This window comes from Methanosarcina subterranea (genome assembly GCF_055385895.1).
Map to the genome: position 1 here is coordinate 2,121,352 of NZ_AP042426.1, position 20,915 is coordinate 2,142,266.

The window sequence follows — 20,915 nt, forward strand, 5'->3', positions numbered from 1 at the left end:
ATCGCACCTGTAGAAGTATTTCTACGAATAACGGTCTATCCTGGCATAATTCTTCAACTTATGTTTGTCGGGTTAATAACGGATCGGATTAGAGCCGTACCTTGAACCCTGTTGTTTTTCATCCTCTACTTTTATTTTATGCGACACAGTTGAATCAGCTGGTTTTTCATCTTCTACTTTTATTTTATGCCAGCCACACAAACAGCGATATTCTTTGCAATGCATGATGTGTTTTACAACATGAGCAAGTCCTATTATCGCTAAGATGTAAGCCACGATTTTTATAAATTTGTGCACAGTTTTCACCCCAAGCTACTATTGTATCTTATTGTTTATGAAGATACGCAAACAAGTAGAAAACAGTCATTATACAGCAAATAAGCGTTACTCATTACTACAAAAAAGCAAAGTATCGACAAGACGTAGAAAAAATTGTTTCTATAATTTTTCATAGATACTGCAATTTCTGCCATTCTCTGTTTTTCTAATTTAAAAGTCTTAAATGCTTTTTTTGTCACCGTTTTGTCCTGAAATTAAATTGTCTGACAGTCTGTAAAGGATAGGTATTTGTGACCCACCGGGCCCCTAAACATAAAACGTTTATGTAACTTTTGTTCTAAAGATTTCTTAGATCCCTAATACTTATTAAATCTCTACTGGTTTATTTTTCTAAATTTTGAACCTTCCATTATTTAGTAGTTAAATTATTTGCATGTGCTATTCCTAGAATTGATAGTACAGCATTTCCGTTAAATCCAAATGCCCATTGTTAGTATTATAAGTATTATAATTGTCCAGTGTTTGGAGTATCCCATTTACCACTGTTTGATTTAGTTAATTACAAGTAGCATTTAAATAAAATAAATCAGGATCATTGGATATCTAAACTTGTGGGGTTATTACCATCAATATTAACATTACCTTTTTTACCAGCAGGGTAACAGAAGGACATCCCACACAGAGCCTACATAACTCGGTTTCCCGTCCACTAACTCACGGGAATAGCTACGTTTAAGATATTCCCCACATTTAGGACATAGAGGCTTAGGAGTAGCACCTCTTTGTCCCTGTCTTCGATTTCTGTTAGAAATATCTCTGATACATAAGGGAAGAATTTTATGATTACAGTTTCTTTAAACTAGTTATAATTTAACAATAAAATATTTATAAAAAATAAATATTAAAAAATAGTTATAGGCAAATTTAATGCAACAATTATGGGTAAGAAAGATAACCTGGATATTTCGAGTCAACTCATTTTTATCTTTATAAAATAAAGTTGGAGAGGGATAATGAAAAATGATATCAGAAGTTCTGGCATTGGGATTGTTGGAAATATCCCTTGGGGAACGCATTTTTGCCAGTTCTACAAGACAAAAGAAGATTTGATGGAGATAGTTATTCCTTATTTTAAAACGGGGCTGGAAAATAAAGAATTCTGCTTATGGATTACATCAGACATTATTGAAACGGCAGATGCGAAGAAAGTCCTGAAAGAATTCATTTCTGATATTGATACCTATTTTGAAAAAGGGCAGATTGAAATTATTCCTTTTACTGATTTTTACTCAAAAGAAGGCATTCTCGATAGCCAGAAAGTCTTAAATGACATAATTAATAGAGCAAATCAGGCATTAATCAGCGGTTATAATGGTCTAAGACTGACTGAGAATGTTTGCTCATTCAAAAAAGAGAAGCTAGATAATTTTATTGATTATGAAGAGATGCTTAATTCCGTTATAGACAAATATCCTGTAATCGCTCTATGCACCTATTCCCTCGAAATGTGCAGTTCAATTGACACCGTTGAAATTGCTGCAAATCATGATTTTGTTTTGGCAAAAAAGAAGAATAAATGGGAGCAAATAAGGAACCAAGAGCGGGAAAGGACAAAAGGCGAGCTTCAAAAAGCTAATAGGGAACTCAGCGAAGATAAAGAGCGTCTACAGTTTATTTTGGGTAATTCTCCAGATAATATTTTCCTGCAAGATTTAGACCGGAGTTTATACTTTATAGTATAAAGCCACATCAAGCGACATGATCTACATAGGGTCTAACAAAAAATTAATTATGTTGGGTAACAATTCCAAGCATTTTAATATAAAACCGACAAATATAGAACCAATTAAATAAATCGGTGTGGCACAAAAATAGTTAATTTCCCACTATATGGGGTCTAACACAGGATCTCTGTAACAAGACGCCCTATTATGGTTTCTTTAGTATAATATGGTGAAAATCATATAAGTATCAATCGGTGGGCTAGTTCAATATGTGGCGACGCCAAAATTGAACGAAACAAGTTTGGAACTTAATTAATTTCTTGTTAGACCTACATAATATCCATAGCTGCACCACGATTTTTATGAGATCTTATAAACTCCGGTTAGAATTACGCTATGTATGGGTATCCAAACCTATAGAGCCTGAGTTTGACAGTTAGATAAAAATAAGTGCTCTTTGTTTTGTTTTATTCGGTCCAATGAACATCACAAAACAGAGAGCATTCCCTACAATTCCTAACAAGAATATATGTGTTCCTATCGGATCTATCCTTGCCGTCCAACTCTTTTATGAAAAACTTAATTTCTGTGATATTTTTAGTAAACATAAAAGCAAGGGTCTTGATCTCAATAGTTTACTGATAGGATTATTAAGCTACAAATTAACTGAGAATTTTAGCATCAAAGAAGCTGGCAAATGGTTAAATCAGGAAGAAATTCTTGAGATATTGAATCTTGAAAGGTTTCATGAAAGAGTTCTTTACAGAACTCTTGAACTGTTAGGACGTAACAGAGAGGAGATCCTCTCTGATATTCTGGAGTCTCTATTCTCTGTTTATGATTTTGAACAAACGAATCTAAACCTTGACTGGACAAGTATAGTCCTTTACGGAACTAAATCCAAACTTGGTAAATACGGATATAGCAGAGATCACAGACCTGATAAGCTGCAGATAACCGTTGGAATTAGTGAATTAGCTAACCCTATTAACATACCTATTGGAGTTACGGTGAATAGAGGAAATGTCCTTGATCTGGAGCATTTTTCAGACACTTATAATCAGGTAAAAAGTAGACTTAAAGAAGGCTCTCTTATTGTTTTTGATAAAGGAGCTAATACCATAGATAATATCAATATTATACAGGAAGATGAGATGGAATATCTCACTGCCATGAAACTGAATACAAGTGACGACAAAATAATTGAGAAATTTGATATGGAAAGAGCAGAACTGATAGATTCAAAAAAAGGTATATATGGAATAAAAATCGTTAAGCCTAGCAGCATTAAATATTTCTATTTCTCTGAAGCTCTACAGAAAAGGCAGTTAGAATCAAAGGCAAGAGCTGTTATGAGAAAGTTAAAGGAAGCAAAAGAGATTCAGAAGGCCATCATAAACAACAAAAAGCTTCCTAAGAAATTCAGAGTAAATAATGAGTTGATTGAGATTGATTACTCTTTTAGAACTAAGCTCGAAGAGCTTAGTGACGAGGAAGCTATAGAACTCCTGAAAGCTTCACTGATTAACGGAAGAGAAGGATTTTTTTGTCTGAAATCAAACAGGGATTTGACACTTGAAGATGCATTGAAGATATACCGAAAAAAGGATTCTATTGAGAAAATATTCCATTCATTGAAAAACGAAATCCAGATTAAACCGTTGAGAGTGTGGTCGGATGATAGCATTTATGGAGCTATTATCCTTGGGTTTATCGCTCAATTATTCATATCGCTGATGCGATATGAATTTGAGGAGATTAAACACACGTCTACAAAATTCATTAAAAAAAGCTTGAGGAATTTGACACTTACAATCAAGTTTATGATAAATGGAGTCAAAAACTATATTTTTGCGAATTTTGATCGGATCAATAGCTTGATAGTAGCAAAAAGGAATGGAATTACATAGAATATATAATAAATTTTTATAAATTTAACCGAATTGTCAAGTCCAGTTGGGACAAAAAAGAACGGAAATGTCCAGTATCAATTAGTGGATGCTGTCAAACTTAGGTTATTATTGCTTGAATGTGGCTAAATTGAGGCGAATTTATTGAGAAAAAGGGAAAAATACAGTAGTTTTTAGGGTGTACTGCATTTTCGAGGCTTCCCTGAAGTCTCTTAAATTACTTTTTGAGTCTATCCCAAAAAGTCATTTTTACTCCCATATTGGGAGGTGCCCATAACTGTTTTCCTAATAAGTAGTTTGATTGCTCCTTTCAAAACAAGATTTAAAGAAGTAGGTTTTGAGTTTTGGGATCAGCTCATCATCTGCTACACTGTCACCCATATTCTCAGTTTGAGAGAGATTCAGAATTTGCATATATATTTTTATTCAATTGTTTAGAATCATGTTTGTTTTCTATGTCAGTCTTATTATTCATTTTTTGGGTAACATTACTTTTTATTCTGTTTATCGTGTTCGTTTTTACGGTTACATTCCCCTGTGTAACAGCAGGGAAACAACCAGAGAAATTAGCAGCATATAATGATTACTGGATGATAGAATGCTTTTCAAATTTGTTGAAGTTAGGTGCAGAATACCGCTTTGATTACCATTCCAGATATAAAAGTCCTCAAGGAGCCTTCCTAATACAAATGATCTATCATTATCCAGAGATAGCCCTGGCCTTTTAGATTAGCTTCTAGGTATTTGTGGGTGGTTAGAGTAAAGTTATACTCCTTTGAGATTAACGTGCAAAAATAGCTATGCCTGGTTCTACCTTAGCCTCGTATATGCTCCAGTTTCATAAAAAGTGGTTTCTGCGCAAGTGAACTGGCTGGAATAGATGTTACTATTATCCTTCATTTACAGGAGCAGGAAGGGGTAGAGAAGAGCACGGAGCAGGAAGAGATAATGAAGATAGCTTAAAGATGACATTGTCAGACGACAGGAGCAGCTTAATAGGCTGGTAGAATGAGTTAGAAGATAGAATTGGAGAAATGATGATAAAAAGAAAGAGAGATAAAAGCAATTTGGTAAATGATGGGATAAAATTAATAGTTCAATGCAAATACGGAGGACTTTGTATTAAGCACCCCAGGACTATGGCAGATGTAATTTGTCCAGGATGCGAGAGAGAAATAATAAGATGAAAATAAATTTTTCAGAGCTGAATAAAACCGGCGATCTCTTTTTGGGGATCGAACAAAAAGATAGTAAGATAATTTTATTTGATAGCCTTCTTATCTCCAAGGCTCCCTCACTTATTTTGCTTTTTTGGCTTACTCTCGTATAATGTTTTTAAAATAGCGATACATAAATCAAAGTAGGTTCAATTAGAATTCTGATTTTTCCAGGTTTGAACATAATACAAGAGTACACTCTGTACCGGTATAGAAGCTAACGCAATTGTCCTTCAGTTCAAGCATATCGACACGCTGGTAATACATCTTCTCAGACAATTTATGCTTATCTGTCCATAGAGTATTTAAAAGGAACGAATATTACACTGGCAGGATCCTTATGGATGACAAAATATGCTTGTACTGCACGGAATTGTACTGCATCGAAATATTCTTTTGATTGAATTTTTTGCACTGTTAATCCCTATCTGTCATTAAATTACTTAAATAAATAAATAAATAAATAAATAAATAAATAAAAATAATTTTGGGAAAGACAAATAGCTATAGTGAGAGGTGCAAGTATTTGTTTGTAACCCACCTTAAGCTCGCAGTGCTTATCATAGCCACCTTAAGCTCACAGTGCTTATCATAGATCTTAGTCAAGGCTGCAAAGGGATAATTTAGTTGAGGCCTAATTAAAAAAATGTAAAAAGGTTTGAGGGAGTTGGGTAAAAGTATTAACTTAATTAAGACTTACCAATTCAATTTAGAGCCTGCCTTAAAATTATAATTAAGTTTACAATTGGGATAGGACTTACGCAGTTGGCGAAAAAAGGTAGAATTAAACCGTCAAATGTCTAAAATGTAAATTTAAATCATACTGTTTACTGCATTTGCTTTTATACCTCAAATGCGTAAGTCCTACAGGATAAAGCACTATCCTTAAGGTCAATGTGTACCTGAATTTCGGAAAAATTCACTATTTGAATCTAAAGTTAACGTTATCCATTACTCAATTATAGAAATTGTTTGAATTGTAAGATCGTTTCTTAAGACCTTTTTTGGAAGTTTGATATTATCAGAATGCTTAACTTTCCGAGTTGTTTCTTCTGATAAGTTTCTTGCATTTTTCAATTATACTTTTATTATTTGATACTGATTTTTGGTTAATACTCTTATTATCTGATATTGATTTTTGGTTATTCATTCCATCGCGTTTCATTTGATCATGTTCTCTACGAGATTTAGGTTTCTGAATATTTTTAGACATTGTTAAACACCATAAAAAATGACTCAAATTATTCCTTCCTTTCTGTATCCCTTTTTACCCATAAATGTTACCCTTTAATTTTTAGCGGAATGGCAGTTTGAGAGAGGATACAGAAAGAAATTCATATTATAATAATATCCGGGCTTACGCGATTGACCAAAAAATCAATATTCTTTAAACCTCAAGCTACCAAAAATCGTGTAAATGCATATATTTTGAAAATGTTTATAAGGTATCATCGACTTTAATGAGTACTTATAAAAGCATTCTTAAAGATAACAAATTATCCATAAAACTAGAAATATCTAGGGGTTATCATGAAAGACTCTGAAGTAAAAATGTTGGATGAAAACGACCATATTTTTATTAAAGCATTGAGTGATCTTGGGATGTCAAGAAATGCTGCTACTACTATGGCATATCTTATGACTGTAGACGAAGCTTCATCCCAGAAGATTGAAATAAGTACCGGATTAAGGCAACCTGAAGTCAGTCTTGCAGTGAGGCTAATGCACAACCAGTCCTGGATCAGTGTGCGTTCGGAAAAAAAGCCTGGAAAAGGACGACCGATGAAGATTTATTCTCTTGCGACTCCGGTTGACGAGATCATAAGTTATTACGAAAACAAGATTTATAAAGAGTCTCAGGCAACCATTTCAGCAATTAAGAAGCTAAAAGTGATGAGTAAACAGGTATCTCTCATTCCCTCAAAGTGAAGGATTTCAAATAGGGTTAGCGACGTAGTGGATGCAATCCTTTTTGGGAATTCACTATTATCGTAAAGAACATTTAATATGGACAGCTTGCTTTTTGGTAACTTCGTTTGACTTTTCTATCTGCTCATCCTTAGTATAGCTGGTCCTCCGACAGACAACTCCTTCACGCCTGGCATTCCCTCTCTTAACCTCTATCCTTGTCCCAAACGATAGCCCTGGCCTTTTATTCCAGCTTATAGGTATATGTGCGTGTTAGGTATGTGGAGTACATGCCGGATATTTGCAAGATCGCTCTCCTTCATCGAGCGTGACAAAAACGGTTTAGTATGCGAATACAGTTTTAACAGTTACAAATTCGTAATTTAGAACCCATAAACAAGTCCTTTTGAGCGAGCAAAACAAGCGAAAAGAACCGTATACTATTGAGATTACATCGCAACTCCCAAAAAATCTTCAATTTCCTATGATCCCGAGGCGCAATTCGGGCGAGGCGTAATTTGGAAAGTAAAAGCTATGGTTTTATAAGTTAGTCTGCTTGAAAGAGCGAAGCGAATGAAACAGACCTCGTGCTATTGCACTTGCAGTGCAACTCTCAGGAAATCTCTGATTTCCTGTGATCACGAAGCGAAACTCGGGAAGTAAAAGCTGTTATTTTTATAAATTGGTCTGCTTGAACGAGCGAAGCGAGTGAAACAGACCTCGTGCTCCCGAAGCGAAACTCGGGAAGCGAAACTCGGGTGGCGAAACTAGGGTGGGTCAGAAGAGAGCCATCATTTAAATATCGAGGATGATATGTATAACAGGATAGGATGATCGAAGAAGTGCTAAAGGTTTTTAAGACGCTTGATGCAAAGGATTTCAGGATACTTACAGGCATCGAGACAGGGATGAAACATTTTGAGTGGGTGCCGGTAGAAGAACTTGGTAAATATACAAAAATGCCTTTTGATAAGCTTGAGTACAGGCTGAGGAAGCTTGTGCGTGATAAGCTTGTTGTCAGAACCACCCAGCCTTACGACGGTTTCCAGATTTACTTTGAAGGCTATGATGCCCTTGCTCTCAATGCATTTGTGAAAAGGAAAAGCATCAGCGCCATAGGGGATGAAGTTGGGGTAGGCAAAGAATCCGTCATTTTTGAGGCGATCCGGCAGCCTGAGCTTGCAATTGGGGGACCTATTCCGGTTATAATTAAGTTTCACAGGGAAGGCAGGACCAGCTTTAAGCAAATAAAAAGAGTACGTGACCACCTCGGAGAAAGAGAACATTTTTCCTGGATTTATGCTGCCAGGCTTGCCGCTCAGAGAGAGTACGGGATAATGACCACGCTGTATCCGAAGGTCTCGATCCCGAAACCTTTTGACCAGAACCGGCATGCAATTGTGATGGAGCTTGCAAAAGGCAGCCTTCTTTCAAAAACAAAACTTCTTAACGCTGAATGGTATCTTGATGAGATTCTCAAGCAGGTAAAGATAACCTATTCTCTGGGAATCGTCCACGCCGACTTAAGTGAATATAATATCTTTGTCTCCGAAGAAGGCGTCCAGCTCATTGACTGGCCTCAATATATCACTCTGGACCATCCTCATGCCGACGAAATTCTGGAGAGGGATGTTTCGAATGTACTGGTCCATTTCTACCGAAAATACGACATTAAAATGGAGCTTGAAGAAGTTCTCGAGGAAATTAAAAGTGGAGCAAGCTTAATCGAAGCAACTAAAGAAGAAGCAAGTAGAGACGAAACAGGCAGAGACGAAGAAGATAGCGAAGAGTCAAACGAAGAAGAAACAAACATGGACGAAGCAATTATAGAAGAAACAGGTAAAAAGGAGGAAGGTCTAAATGAAGGGAATGTCAGCGAAGAAAATAAAGATAAAGAAAATTACAGCGAAGAAGAAGCGTTCGGAGAAGAGAGGAATTCAAAGAAACAGATGAATAATAAGTAAACTCAGATTGGATAAATAAAATAATAAACTGAAACCTTTTACTCTTCAGTAGCACATCACTGAGGATTCATAACCCTCCCTCAGTCCAGTTTATTGATTATTCAAAAAATGGATCTCAATGAACTGGAACATTAGAGGCGAAGCTAATTTGACCCATCTGAATCCTATATACTTATTCTGTAACAGTAAACTGTGCAGTAACATTTTTTTAGCGACAAATCGAATCGGTCAGAGACGAGCGGGATAGATATAAAAAGCTCTGTAAAAACCATTTGTTGCTCTTTTTAAATTACCAGCCTATTTAACTGTTTTACCTTATTTGAAATTCTCAAAGTCCCTTTTTTGTTTTTTAATTTTTATATCGAGTTGATCCTGAGACTCAACATACTTTCCTAAATCTCGAATTTGGAATAATCATCGAGCCCTCATAATGCAAATGTCTCTAAAACTCTTATTGATGTAAAAATAAAATTAATTTCTCAATGAGCTCATATAAACATATTTACTCAGTTAAATGTTCCCGATAAAAACGAGGAGAAATCCTATAAAATTTTGGGTAAATCCGTCAACAAATTCTGTTTTCACTTTCATTTGTACTCTGGCATTAATAAAAAGGTTAATTGCAGAAAAAGGATAATTCTAAAATGTATTTTTCTGCTAATTTAAGACCAGTGAATCTTCAATTTCCTAAAGTTCTAAAGATTAACTGATACGAAAAAATAGACTTTATAGATTTAGTTAAGTTTATTTAATAGATGTAGAATCAGTTAAATATATATTCTACAAAAAATAAAATACAGGTGTTCATGCAAAAAAGGATTATCTATGGAATCGATATTGCCCGGGGTTCTCCCAGGGCGAGGGAACTTCCCAGGTATGCCCTTGCCATTCTCAGGGATGGGGAGGTTTCCCATCAGAGTATGCTCCGCCGCCAGAAGATCTTTAATATGATCCAGAGGGACAGGCCGGAGATAATAGCCGTTGACAACATTTTCGAGCTTGCGGCTGACAGAAGCGAGCTCCTTTCTCTTATGGAACGCCTGCCTGACGGCGTTAAACTTGTCCAGGTCACAGGCGGGCTGCACCCGGAACCTCTTGTCAGGATTGCACGCAAGCACGGGTTTTCCTTTGACCCCGAAAACCCCAATGACGAAGCTGAAGCCTGTGCAAGGCTTGCAGATCTCGGGGTCGGGCATGAGGTTTCTCTTTTTGAAGACATTACGAAAATTAAGGTCAGCAGGGCACGTTCTCTCGGGAGGGGAGGCTGGAGCCAGAACCGGTACAGAAGAAAAGTACACGGAGCCGTGCTTCAGAGGAGCAGGGAGATTGAAAACGTCCTAAAGGACCTTTCACGGGAAAAAGGCATCAGGTTCGAAGCTGTAAATGTGAAAGGGTTCGGAGGCTATGTGAGGTCCGAATTTACAGTCTATGCAAAGCGCGGAGAGATTCCAATACACCCTATGGCAAGCAGCGATGCACAGGTAAGTGTGAGAAGTGTCGAACGCGACAAAATTCGCTACGTTCCTCTTAAACCCAGGAACCAGAGGCGTAAATTCACAATAGTCGGGCTCGATCCGGGAACAACTGTAGGCATAGCTATTCTTTCTCTCGACGGGGACCTCCTGTATTTGAAAAGTTTTAGGGGGATAGCTCCTGACGAGGTTGTCAAGCTTATTGCAGAATACGGAAAACCTGCAGTAATTGCAAGTGATGTTACTCCGATGCCGGGCTCGGTTGAAAAAATCAGGAGGAGCTTTAACGCAGTTCCTGCAAGCCCTGGAATCGAGGTATCTGCCGAAGAAAAAATTGCGCTTGGGAAGACTTTTGGCTATTCCAATGACCACGAAAGGGATGCATTGACTGCTGCTCTTCTTACCTACAGAGGTTACAAGAATATCTTTACGCGTATCGAAAAGAAAGCTCCGGAAGATGCGGACCTTGAATTGATAAAGCTTCATGTAATCCGCGGAGACTCAATAGAAGCTGCTGTCGAAAAAGTCCGGGCTGCATCAGGTGCTCCTGAAAAGTCGAAGGCAAAGGCTGCTCCTGAAAAACCCGAGGAAAGGGCAGTTGACGAGTCTCTCCTTAAAGTGAGAGAGACTGTCCAGAGGCAGGGAGAACAGATCCAGAACCTGCAGGATTATGTTGAAGAACTAAAACAGGCCCTTATTGCAAAAGACCGAAAAATTTCAAAGCTTGAATCAAGGTTGAAAGGTTTCAAAAAGGAAGCTTACAGTGAAGTTAGGAAAGCAAAAGAGCTCCAGATTAGAGATAGCACTATAGAGAGCCTGAAAAAAGAACTCAGCAATAAAAACAAAACCGTAAAAGAACTCAGACGCAGAAGCAACAAACTACGCAAAATCCAGAAAATGGAGATCCGAGGTGAAGGCACTCCTGTAAAGGTTATTGCAGCTTTTACGAAGGAATCTATTGCCGAAACACAGGAAAAGTACGGGCTCAAAGCAGGAGACGTAGTTTTTCTGGAAAACCCTAGCGGGGGCGGAGCTGCAACTGCTCAGATCCTTGTGGAAGCCAGAGTTCGGGCTGTAATTATCCCTGAGGATATCTCTCATGTAGCAGAAGAGACCTTCTTTAAAGGAGATGTGCCGGTCATAAGGGATATCCAGCTTGAGAGAGCTGAAGATTTTGCAATGGCAGAGCCAGAAGCCCTGAAAGCTTCAATTGCTGCCTGGGAAAAAGAAGCCGAAATAAAGCGTCACAAAGCCAAAGAGGATAAGCTCGAGAGCCTTTTTGAAGAATATAGAAGTGAACGGCGGAGGGGCCTGGTTTAGGGCTCCTTCCAACAAAACTCATCTGCTTTCTCGTAGTACCCGCTTGCAGAACCCTGCTCTCCTGCAGCCCCAGAGCTTTTCCATCTATCCCCCAGTTTCCATTCTTTACCTCCTGGATCACGACCCAGGTAGCGCTGCGCAGATTCTCTCCCGAAAACGAGACCATAACATCAGTAACAGCTTCAATAATCTTCTTTCTCTCGTCTTCGGAGAACTCCCCTTCAAAAACTTTTATCTCGATAAATGGCATTTCACTTTTCCCCCAATATTTTAGTGTTTGTGCCTTTATTCTCAATTTCTAACGAGTCTCTGGTCAGGTGAAACCCATTCCTATCTCCATCCGCCTTTAAAAAACAAATTTTATTTTTATTTTTGTCTTGTTCCTCTTTTTAATAATTATATATTTAGTTTTATTTAATTATTCTTGCTTATATCTCTATTTTCTCAGAATAAAACCCCTTTTTTCTTTAAGGGTGTTTATCTCCTGTCAAAAATGATACTCTTCCCGATTACACTTAGCGGAATTCCAAAAGCAACATCTGCATCCAGCAAGCCTGAAACCCTTGATGCTGCACCAACGTATACGTGACCCTGTTGTCATACAGAGATCCTTAGCCTTTGCGGCAGCTGTGCCTGCGGCAATTCCCATGTCTGTGCCATTTGATCATGCAGGGCTCCGAAATTAGACTTCCACCTTCTGACGGTCCAGCATCTCTGCACAGGTCTCAAAGCCGCAGGCTCCGCAGTTTAAGCCTGCAGCTCCACTGGCTTTAACTCCTATAAGGATAACATCCGGCGTTTCTGAGGTTTGCAGAATCTCTTTTGAAGGGATAAATGAAACCTGCATCTTTTTCATCTGCTAGCTTTTCCATTGTCTAGACAAGGGTTTCAATATCATCTTTTTCAACAAGAGCAGTTACTATATCGTTCATTCCTTTGGCTTTTGGGGCAGTCCTGGCAGCTAGAAGAATACTTTTTGCAAACGTTTCAAGTATTTCGGATTCGGGATTGAGGATCATACCCAGATTATTGGAATTTTGGGGGCGTAAGCATATCGCAGGTTTTGTAAGAGACCTTCAGTCTTTGAAAGAGATTTCATACTTTGTTTTCTTTATCCTTTCCCTTTTAAAAGCTGAAAGATTTCCCGTTTGCAGGCGCATAAGCCTCAACTCCGATCTCTTCTAAAATCCATTCTGCAAAGGCTTCCGTTTTCTCTCCGTGCATGACAAAAACTCTTTCAGTGCCCCTGTTGCAGAAGTCCTTTACTAGCTGCTTTAGCTCCCCGTCCCCACAATGGGCAGAAAAGTCATACTGTTCGACTGAGGGCTTGAGGGTAAGGACGTCTCCCCTGGTTTCGATCATCCTGTGTTCGAGGGCCAGCCTTCCGTTCGTGCCTTCAACCTGGTAGCCGGTCAGCAGGACTTTTGATTTCGGGTCTTTGTAAAGCCTGCTCAGGTAATAGAGTACAGGACCCCCATTCAGCATCCCGGCAGTGGTGACAATTACTGCCGGTTCCCCAAGTACTGAGTCCCGCTTCTGATCTTTTACCTGCGTGGCGCGATCAAAAGCCCTGTCAAGGAGGTCCGGGCTCCTGAGGTATTCAGGGTATTTTTTGAGTATTTTGTACACGTCCCTGCCCATTCCGTCAACATAAGCCCTAATCCCGTAAGCATCAAGGAGCATCAGGACTTCCTGGGTTCTACCTATTGCAAAAGCAGGGATAAGGGCAGTTCCGCCTCTGTCAATGGTCTCATGGACGGATTCTACGAACCGCTCTTCGGTTTCTTTACGCGGGATATGGTCTTCCCCGAAGTACGTACTTTCAAGCACGAGGGTATCAGCCTCAGGAAACTCTTCCGCACCCGGGACAAGTCTTGTCTCCTGCAGATTGAGATCCCCTGTATAAAACAGGCTTTCTCCTGATTCGGATTCGATGCGAATTCCCGAAGCTCCGGGGATATGGCCTGCGTTGTAAAAGCAAACACTGTAGCCATGAGTTTTGAAGGTTTCTCCGTAGTCTTTTCTGCGTGTTAGCTGGTTAAGCTTTTGGAGGTCATCAGGGTCAAACGGGGATACACCCGAAAGAGTGGTTTCTGCAAGCTTGAGGGTATCTCTCCCCAGCAGGCTGGTAAACTCTGCTGTCGGAGGAGTCATGAAAACCTCAGGGCTCAGGTACATCAGGTTAGGGACAGCCCCGCAGTGGTCCAGATGTCCGTGGGATACCAGTACGGCTTTCGGTTCCATACCATCCCTGGGATATTCGGGAATATCTCCAGCCTTTATACCGTAGTCGAGCAAAATTTCCCCGTTAACAAGCAAACCCGAACGTCCTACTTCCCTGCATCCGCCTTTAAAACTAAGCTCCAGAACAAACACCCCTTGAAAATTATTTTTTACGATTTAATTTTTTGAATAAGCTTATCAAAAAGCCTTATGAAATAAATCTGGCTTTACAGACCTTATAAGTTATGATACGACGGCTAAAGGCTTAAAGGTACGGAAACCCACGGAAACTGATTTAATATTATGATCTGATGATGAAAATCATAAATCATCTGATCAATCGGTTGATATTGTCCAGCATATCTAACACGGTATTTCTTGTTTCTCTACCCTTGCGCCGCGCAGAGCTTTGCCGACTTGCCATAGATAAGAAAAGACAATAGTTAAGTATACAAATCAATTGAAAGAAACTGAGTAATACAGGGAAACGGTCACCTAGTATGAAAAATAATTATCTTAACTACAGAAACCACATTTCGTCTAAGGACATATAAGTGCCTCTGCCAGCTTGCCTGGCGGCCTTTTCCAAAAAGAAGGGAGAAAACGAAGAACAAAGAAGAGAGAAAACGAAGAACAAAGAAGAGAGAAACCGATGAAAAAAGAAGAAGCTGGAAAATTCAGTAAAAAGTAACAAAAAGCCAATGTTGAAAATAGTATTTTTCGGTAAAGTTTTATTTTGATACACATTGCCGATTTTTTCTGCCGCTTCCAGCTTTGCCTATTTCTTGTTGCTTTTACTATTGTATGATTTCAAGATCGAGCTTAATTTTTAAAATCAGAAGATTAAGATCTCATGGAAAATAGTATGGGAAAATAGTATGGGAAAAAATTAAGATGAAGGAGCTATACCTCCATCCAGTATTTTTCTTACTGATTAAGTTATTTAGTTATGTTTCCTAGTTATGTTTCCTAGTTATGTTTCCTAGTTATGTTTCCTAGTTATGTTTCCTAGTTATGTTTCCTAGTTATGTTTCTATGAAACCGAGCTTTATATCCACTCCGTTTTGTTGATTGTGGTTTCATTTTTATACGTAGTTTCATTTTCGTAAGTCTTTGTTTCCGTTTCGTTGGTGCTTATCTCCGTCTCGTTGACAGCTACTTCCGTCTCGTTTGTAGATATCTCCGATTCGTTTGTGGATATTCCTGTTTGATTATCCGTTAAATTTTCTGGAATTATGGGCTGTTGTGTTTCAGAGGTAGCTACAAGCGGGAGGTAATCCGTATATCCACTATTTGAAATGTTGAACACTTCATCGGCAATGCCGTCTCCATCTGCATCGGTTGCATTCTGGGAAAAGCCTGTCCCATCGGGTTTTGCCCAGAAATTGCCCCCTATACTGGATCCGCCTGTTATGCTTGTGCCCGCAGTTTTCGTTGTGTTCCAGATATTCCCAACGCTTCCCTGTTTAACATCTGCGTTAATGTTGTTGTTCAGATAGTTATTAAAGACGGTGTTATTGTTGCTTGTTGAAGCTATATGTATACCGGAAACACCGTTTGAGATAACTGTATTGCCTGAAAGTATGTTGTCGCTGGAGGTGCTCAGGTGGATACCCCGGTTGCTGTTAGAAGCCTCATTTTCTGAGATATTGTTACCTGAGGAATAAGCCAGCAGGACTGCATATTCGCCACTATTCAGAACAGTATTGTTCAAAAGAGTGTTCCCGCTCGATGTCATAAGGTAAACTCCTCTATTATTGCCGGAGACTTCGTTGCTGCTTAGGTTATTGTTATTTGAACCTGTGAGGTATATGCCATAAGCACGGTTAGAACTTACTATGTTGCTGGTAAGGTCATTGTAATTGCTTGAGTTCTCCAGCACAATACCATGGTCATTGCTTTCGCTTGCCGTGTTGTTTGAGAGTAAGTTCCAGCCTGAACGCAGCAGGTAAGCTCCGTACCTGTTGTTCAAAGCTGTATTGTTTAAGAGCATATTGTAATTGGAGTCCTGCAGGTTAAGTCCTCTTCCCCCGTCCTGAATACTGTTATTAAGGACTGTACTGTTACTTGAGAAAGCCAGATCTATTCCAAGTCCATTGTTCGACAGTATATTCTCACTTATATTGCAGTTAGTAGAGTTTAGTAAAGATATTCCAGAGATGTTATTTTGCGAAATTGTATTCTCCGTGAAATTACTGTTTCCTGCGGATGTAAGCAGGATACCATTCCCGTTATTTGAAACCGTGTTGCCCGACAGTATACTTTCTCCTGACCTTAACAGGAAAATGCCTCTGCTGTTATTCATTACTGTGTTGTTTGTCAGGTTGTTACCACTGGAATCCATCAGATGGATGCCATAGACCATGTTTGAATCTACCGTATTGCCTGTCAGGTTATTGTTACCTGAACCAATAATGTGAATGCCATTATCTTCATTTGAGCTTGCGTTGTTGTTTTCGAGGCTGGTATTACTGCAGCTCTCCAGGACAATACCGTGGTCAGCACTCATACTTACCGTATTATTTGAGACGATATTCCCTTCGGAGACAAGGAGATATATTCCGAACCTCTGATTCGAAACAGTGTTGTCTGAAACTATATTATAGTTTGATCTCTCAACATTAACTGCTCTCCTACCTTCTGCTGCCGTATTATTGATAATAAGGTTATAATTTGAGTTCTTAAGGTATATTCCGAGAGCGTCATTTAAAAACGCGTTATCTTCGATAGTACAGTTACCGGACCTTATCAGGTAAACCCCTGCGCGGTCGTTTCCGGCATTATTAATGCTGAGATCTCTAATTGTTACGTTATTTGCTTCGACATAAAATGCATCCTCAGCCTGATTGTTTGCCGTCACTATTGTATCTTCTGGATTCCCGGAAGCTGACCTGATAATCAAGTCACCTGTCGTTATTCTGATGTTTTCAGTATAGTTCCCAGGGCTGATGACAATCTCATCGCCTGAAACCGAACTATTCACTGCGTCCTGTATTGATTGTCCTGGCTGGACAATAATTTCGGCTGCAGTTCCGATACCCAAGCTTAATGTTAAAACTAGTAAGGCTAAAAATAGAGCAATCACTCTGTGTATTTGAATCCCCCACGTTCGATATAATTTATTATTTTAATTTATATTCTCCAAGCTGAAATAAACATGAAATAATATAAATGTATTAGAAAATAATATCAGAATAATAGCGATAAAAGTACATGAAGAAAAGAAAATCAATTCCAGTCTATTGAAATAAAATCAATATTTTCTCTTTTCCTAAGTTTAAGATTAACTTTCAGAATAACGAGCTGACAGTTGATCCTTTAAAATTAGCCTTACCTGCTGTTTATCACAGGCAGGTGTTCAATCCGGTAAGACATGATCCTGCTAAGATCTTTTTACTTTCAGGTTAAGAATTTGTTTTTCCTGTTCTCCATGAAAAATGGATTTTAGAATCCTGTAAGTAATGGATATAAATCTAAAAGTCAGAAGGAAGCAGTACATAATAAAAAGTTCATCCCAAAACCAGTTTTATTCTTAAATCAATAATTGCTCAGAACTATTCTCCATATAAGAAACTCGATTTATCGAGAGATAGGATTTAGAGACACAATTTTGAGTTTTGGGATCGGCTCAAAGAGTAAGATATGACAGAAAAAGGAAAAATGAAAGGAAAAAGTAAAGGATAAAGGGTAAGCAAAAAAAGCGGTAGAAAAGAGCGTGTAGGAAACGCTACAAGAAAAAGAATAAAACGAAAAAAAGAAGAATAAAAAAATAGGATAAAGACATCAAACCTTTATCCATTTTTTCTGCACTTATATCTACTGTTTTTTACTTTCATCTAACTGTTTTATTTCCTTTTATACAGGGATACTGCAAGTAGACCGGTTATTCCATAAACCATCTCAAAACCAGGCGTACCTGGGCTTTCGTCTTCGTCGGACTCCTGATCAGCTTCTGACCCTGTATTTTCAATATTCTCAGGGTTGTCAGACCCATCAGGCTGTATTTCAGTTACAGTTTCTTCAGGAGAGGTATTTTCTTTCCCTGTTATTGCAAAGAAAGAGTATCCGGGAACATCGGCTGTAAAGTACAGATATTTGCTATCTTCCTTTAACAGGCTGACTGGCAGCTGTTCCCACTTTTTATCACTGTACCTGTTCAGGGTGATAGAATCTTTCTCGATCTTTTTATCCTGTATCCAGGACTTTTCAACCTTGAAGCAGATCACAGGGTTTTCTATATTCTTTGAAGTTGCAAACCCGCTGTTGCCAACCCAGACATTAAAGTACCTGTAGACTTCTCCTTCAGACAGTAAGGAAACAAGTGTGGACTTGTTTTTTAACTGCTCGACAATGGTTGTGGTCTTGCCCACGGTCTTTTTTGCATCGAAGCCAACATATACAACGCAGGTTGCATTCTTCGTAAAATTAAACTTCGTTTCTTTGCCGTTCGTAATAAATGTCTGTGAAAGTTCCTTTACGTCAACATTTCTTGCAGGTTCAGGAGAACCACCGCCACCGCCGCTGCTGTGGCTGCTTCCGCCGCTGCTGTGGTGCTCTTCTTCCTTGCTGGAAACAGTTATTGTAGCAAGTTTTGATTTCGTACCATTTTGGTTGCCTGATGTCAGGTTAACGGTATAGGTCCCAGGAGCAGTGTACACATAAACAACCGGTGACACATCGGTGTCACCAGTTCCGTCATTGGTGAAGTCCCAGATTCTTGATGTTGCGTTTTGTGACAGGTCGGTAAACATGACCGAGAGAGGAGCATATCCGCTGGTCACATTGGCGCTGAAGTCTGCTACAGGCATCACAGGGCTTTCATTTCCTCCCTGCTCTTGCAGTACAGTTATAACAGCAGTTTTTGAATTCGTGCCGTTTGCGTTGCTTACTGCCAGGTTAACGGAATAGTTTCCTGCTAAGGAATAAGTATGTGTTGTATTCCGCTCAGTTGAATTGGTTCCGTCTCCAAAGTTCCAGTTCCATCCAGTTGCATTTTGAGAGTTGTCTGTAAACAGGACTGCAAGAGGAGCATTCCCTCTGGTGACATTCGTGGTGAAATTTGCAACAGGATACACCGGCTCCGGTACATAGACAGCTAAAAGCGGGTGGTAGTCTGTTAAGTTATCTCCATCATATTTAAAATCAATAATGCCGTCCCCATCTGAATCATGAGTTGCATTTAGTTGGGAGAAGCCTGTCCCGGAGGGGTTTGCCCAGTAATTGCCTCCAATATTGGATCCGCCCACAATGCTTGTGCCTCGAGCCTTTGTTGTGTTCCATGTGCTTCCGCTATTTTTATTGTTTACATTCATTGTATTGTTCAGGTAATTGTTGTAAATACGATTATTGGTGCTCTGAGCACATAAAAATAGGCCGTTACTAGTACTCGAAGTTACATTGTTGCTTGAGATATTGTTGTTTTTAGAAGAATTCAAAGAAATTCCATATGTGTTGCTAATAGCTTTGTTCATATATAGGATGTTGTTATCGGAAAGCGAGAGCATTATCCCATTCGAAGTATTGTGTACTGTATTATTAGATACTGTATTGTTTGAGATCATATTCCCGCTTGAAGTCATTAAATAGATACCTTTAGAATTGCTCGAAGCTATATTGCCGATCAGGTAATTATTGCTGGAACTTGCCAGGTAAATCCCATAAACACCGTTCGAACTTGCTGTGTTGCCGGTAAGGTTGTTATTGCTGACATTTTCAAGTTGAATACCATTACCAGTATTCGAATTCACAACATTACCCGAAAGTGTGTTTCCACTGGCTGAAGTAAGTACGTAAATTCCTTTACTGTTTCCAGATGCGCTGTTATTGGTCAGGGTATTGTCTCTGGCATTCCCGAGAATGATACCACTAGCAGTGTTTAACCTGGCGGTATTGTTGATAAGGTTGTTGTTGCCAGCGTTATCCAGAACAATGCCGTTTATTAAGTTTGAATTTGCCTGATTGCCTGAAAGCGTGTTTATGCTGGATGTTAAGGTTAGGTAGATACCTCTATTATTATTATAAGCATTATTGTTAATCAGGTTGTTATTGTTGGAATACCTCATGGCTATTCCATAGTCACAGTTTGAAACTGTATTGCTTTGCAGATTATTGTTGTGAGAATTATTCAGGAAAATACTATGAGTGTTCAAACTCAGGGTGTCATCAAAAACAGTGTTATCCGAGACTGTGTTTCCTGAAGAAAATACCAGGTTGATACCATTATTGGTGTTATTAAACATCGTGTTGCTTGTCAGGTTATTGCTGTTTGCATAGTACAGATAGATACCAAAAATTCCGCTTGAGTTCACATCATTATTCTCTATAATACTCTCTGTTGTGTTTTCCATAACTATACCGTGGGAAGCGCTCAGGTCAACAGTATTTTCTGAGAGTCTGTTCCCCCGAGAACCAGAAATACGAACACCTAAATAATTATTGTATAATACATTGTCCTCAATGGTACAGTAATTACTTCCGGTCAAATAGATTCCTGAAGTATTAGTTCCCGCACCGGTAATCTTAAACCCTTCAATTGTTACATTATTTCCGTTCTGTATACTGATTACGGATACGCCTGGGTTGTTAGCAGAAATTATCGTATTCGCAGGGTTTCCGGATCCTGACCTTATTATCAGGTCATTTTTATTTATGACGATATTTTCTGTATAAGTTCCGGGCGCGACGATAATTACATCTCCTGAAGATGCATTATTCACCGCAGCCTGTATCGAGTCTCCGGGAGCAACTGGATATTCAGTCGCTGCCTCAGCACAGGAGCTTAGTGTGAGTATGAGAGTGGTCAATATTAAAATTTTTAATATGTTTATTCTAATTCCTCCCTATGAATTGAAGAAATTTACACTGATACTTCCTCTAATTAATTAGGAATTAATTACAT

The 20,915-nt window shown here is 38.9% G+C and carries 13 protein-coding genes and 1 pseudogene; 6 read left to right on the forward strand and 8 right to left on the reverse strand.

Translation table 11 applies throughout. The features are described from left to right. Window positions 1–72 precede the first annotated feature (72 nt). Window positions 73–297, reverse strand: coding sequence for a hypothetical protein (locus ACZ5A8_RS09335; RefSeq protein WP_464533526.1), 225 nt, complete (start codon window positions 295–297; stop codon window positions 73–75). 995 nt (window positions 298–1,292) lie between these two features. Between ACZ5A8_RS09335 and ACZ5A8_RS09340 the strand changes: the two genes are divergently transcribed. The 6 genes from ACZ5A8_RS09340 (at window position 1,293) to ACZ5A8_RS09365 (ending at window position 11,794) form a co-directional block, all read left to right on the forward strand. Next, window positions 1,293–2,021, forward strand: coding sequence for an MEDS domain-containing protein (locus ACZ5A8_RS09340; RefSeq protein WP_464533528.1), 729 nt, complete (start codon window positions 1,293–1,295; stop codon window positions 2,019–2,021). Window positions 2,022–2,482: 461 nt separating this feature from the next. Next, the gene (locus ACZ5A8_RS09345; protein ID WP_464533529.1) at window positions 2,483–3,913 is read left to right on the forward strand and encodes an IS1634 family transposase; all 1,431 of its coding nucleotides are present in this window, start codon (window positions 2,483–2,485) and stop codon (window positions 3,911–3,913) included. Window positions 3,914–4,947: 1,034 nt separating this feature from the next. Then, entirely contained in the window at window positions 4,948–5,100 is a 153-nt protein-coding gene (locus ACZ5A8_RS09350; RefSeq protein WP_464533530.1) for a hypothetical protein, read from the forward strand. A gap of 1,560 nt (window positions 5,101–6,660) precedes the next feature. Then, entirely contained in the window at window positions 6,661–7,059 is a 399-nt protein-coding gene (locus ACZ5A8_RS09355; RefSeq protein ID WP_229390650.1) for a transcriptional regulator protein, read from the forward strand. A gap of 809 nt (window positions 7,060–7,868) precedes the next feature. Then, complete coding sequence (locus ACZ5A8_RS09360) at window positions 7,869–9,002, forward strand: serine/threonine-protein kinase RIO2 (RefSeq protein ID WP_464533532.1); 1,134 nt, start codon at window positions 7,869–7,871, stop codon at window positions 9,000–9,002. Window positions 9,003–9,802: 800 nt separating this feature from the next. After that, on the forward strand, window positions 9,803–11,794 hold the full coding sequence (locus ACZ5A8_RS09365; RefSeq protein WP_464533533.1) for a DUF460 domain-containing protein: 1,992 nt from the start codon (window positions 9,803–9,805) through the stop codon (window positions 11,792–11,794). A 79-nt stretch (window positions 11,795–11,873) separates the two neighbouring features. Here the strand turns inward: ACZ5A8_RS09365 and ACZ5A8_RS09370 are convergent. The 7 genes and pseudogenes from ACZ5A8_RS09370 to ACZ5A8_RS09400 all read right to left on the reverse strand — a co-directional run. Further along, window positions 11,874–12,044: pseudogene (locus tag ACZ5A8_RS09370) on the reverse strand (tautomerase family protein); the annotation flags it as partial. A gap of 227 nt (window positions 12,045–12,271) precedes the next feature. Continuing rightward, window positions 12,272–12,346: a DUF2148 domain-containing protein gene (locus ACZ5A8_RS09375; protein WP_464534081.1), complete on the reverse strand. Its 75-nt coding sequence runs from the start codon at window positions 12,344–12,346 to the stop codon at window positions 12,272–12,274. A gap of 130 nt (window positions 12,347–12,476) precedes the next feature. Beyond that, entirely contained in the window at window positions 12,477–12,650 is a 174-nt protein-coding gene (locus ACZ5A8_RS09380) for a (Fe-S)-binding protein (protein ID WP_464533535.1), read from the reverse strand. 19 nt (window positions 12,651–12,669) lie between these two features. Next, window positions 12,670–12,813 (reverse strand): hypothetical protein, encoded by a 144-nt coding sequence (locus ACZ5A8_RS09385; protein ID WP_464533536.1) that lies wholly within the window; start codon window positions 12,811–12,813, stop codon window positions 12,670–12,672. Window positions 12,814–12,919: 106 nt separating this feature from the next. After that, window positions 12,920–14,170, reverse strand: a complete 1,251-nt coding sequence (locus tag ACZ5A8_RS09390) for an MBL fold metallo-hydrolase (protein WP_464533537.1) — start codon at window positions 14,168–14,170, stop codon at window positions 12,920–12,922. An 895-nt stretch (window positions 14,171–15,065) separates the two neighbouring features. Beyond that, complete coding sequence (locus tag ACZ5A8_RS09395) at window positions 15,066–17,060, reverse strand: right-handed parallel beta-helix repeat-containing protein (RefSeq protein WP_464533539.1); 1,995 nt, start codon at window positions 17,058–17,060, stop codon at window positions 15,066–15,068. Window positions 17,061–17,862: 802 nt separating this feature from the next. Beyond that, window positions 17,863–20,820, reverse strand: coding sequence for a NosD domain-containing protein (locus tag ACZ5A8_RS09400; RefSeq protein WP_464533540.1), 2,958 nt, complete (start codon window positions 20,818–20,820; stop codon window positions 17,863–17,865). Between the last annotated feature and the right edge of the window lie 95 nt (window positions 20,821–20,915).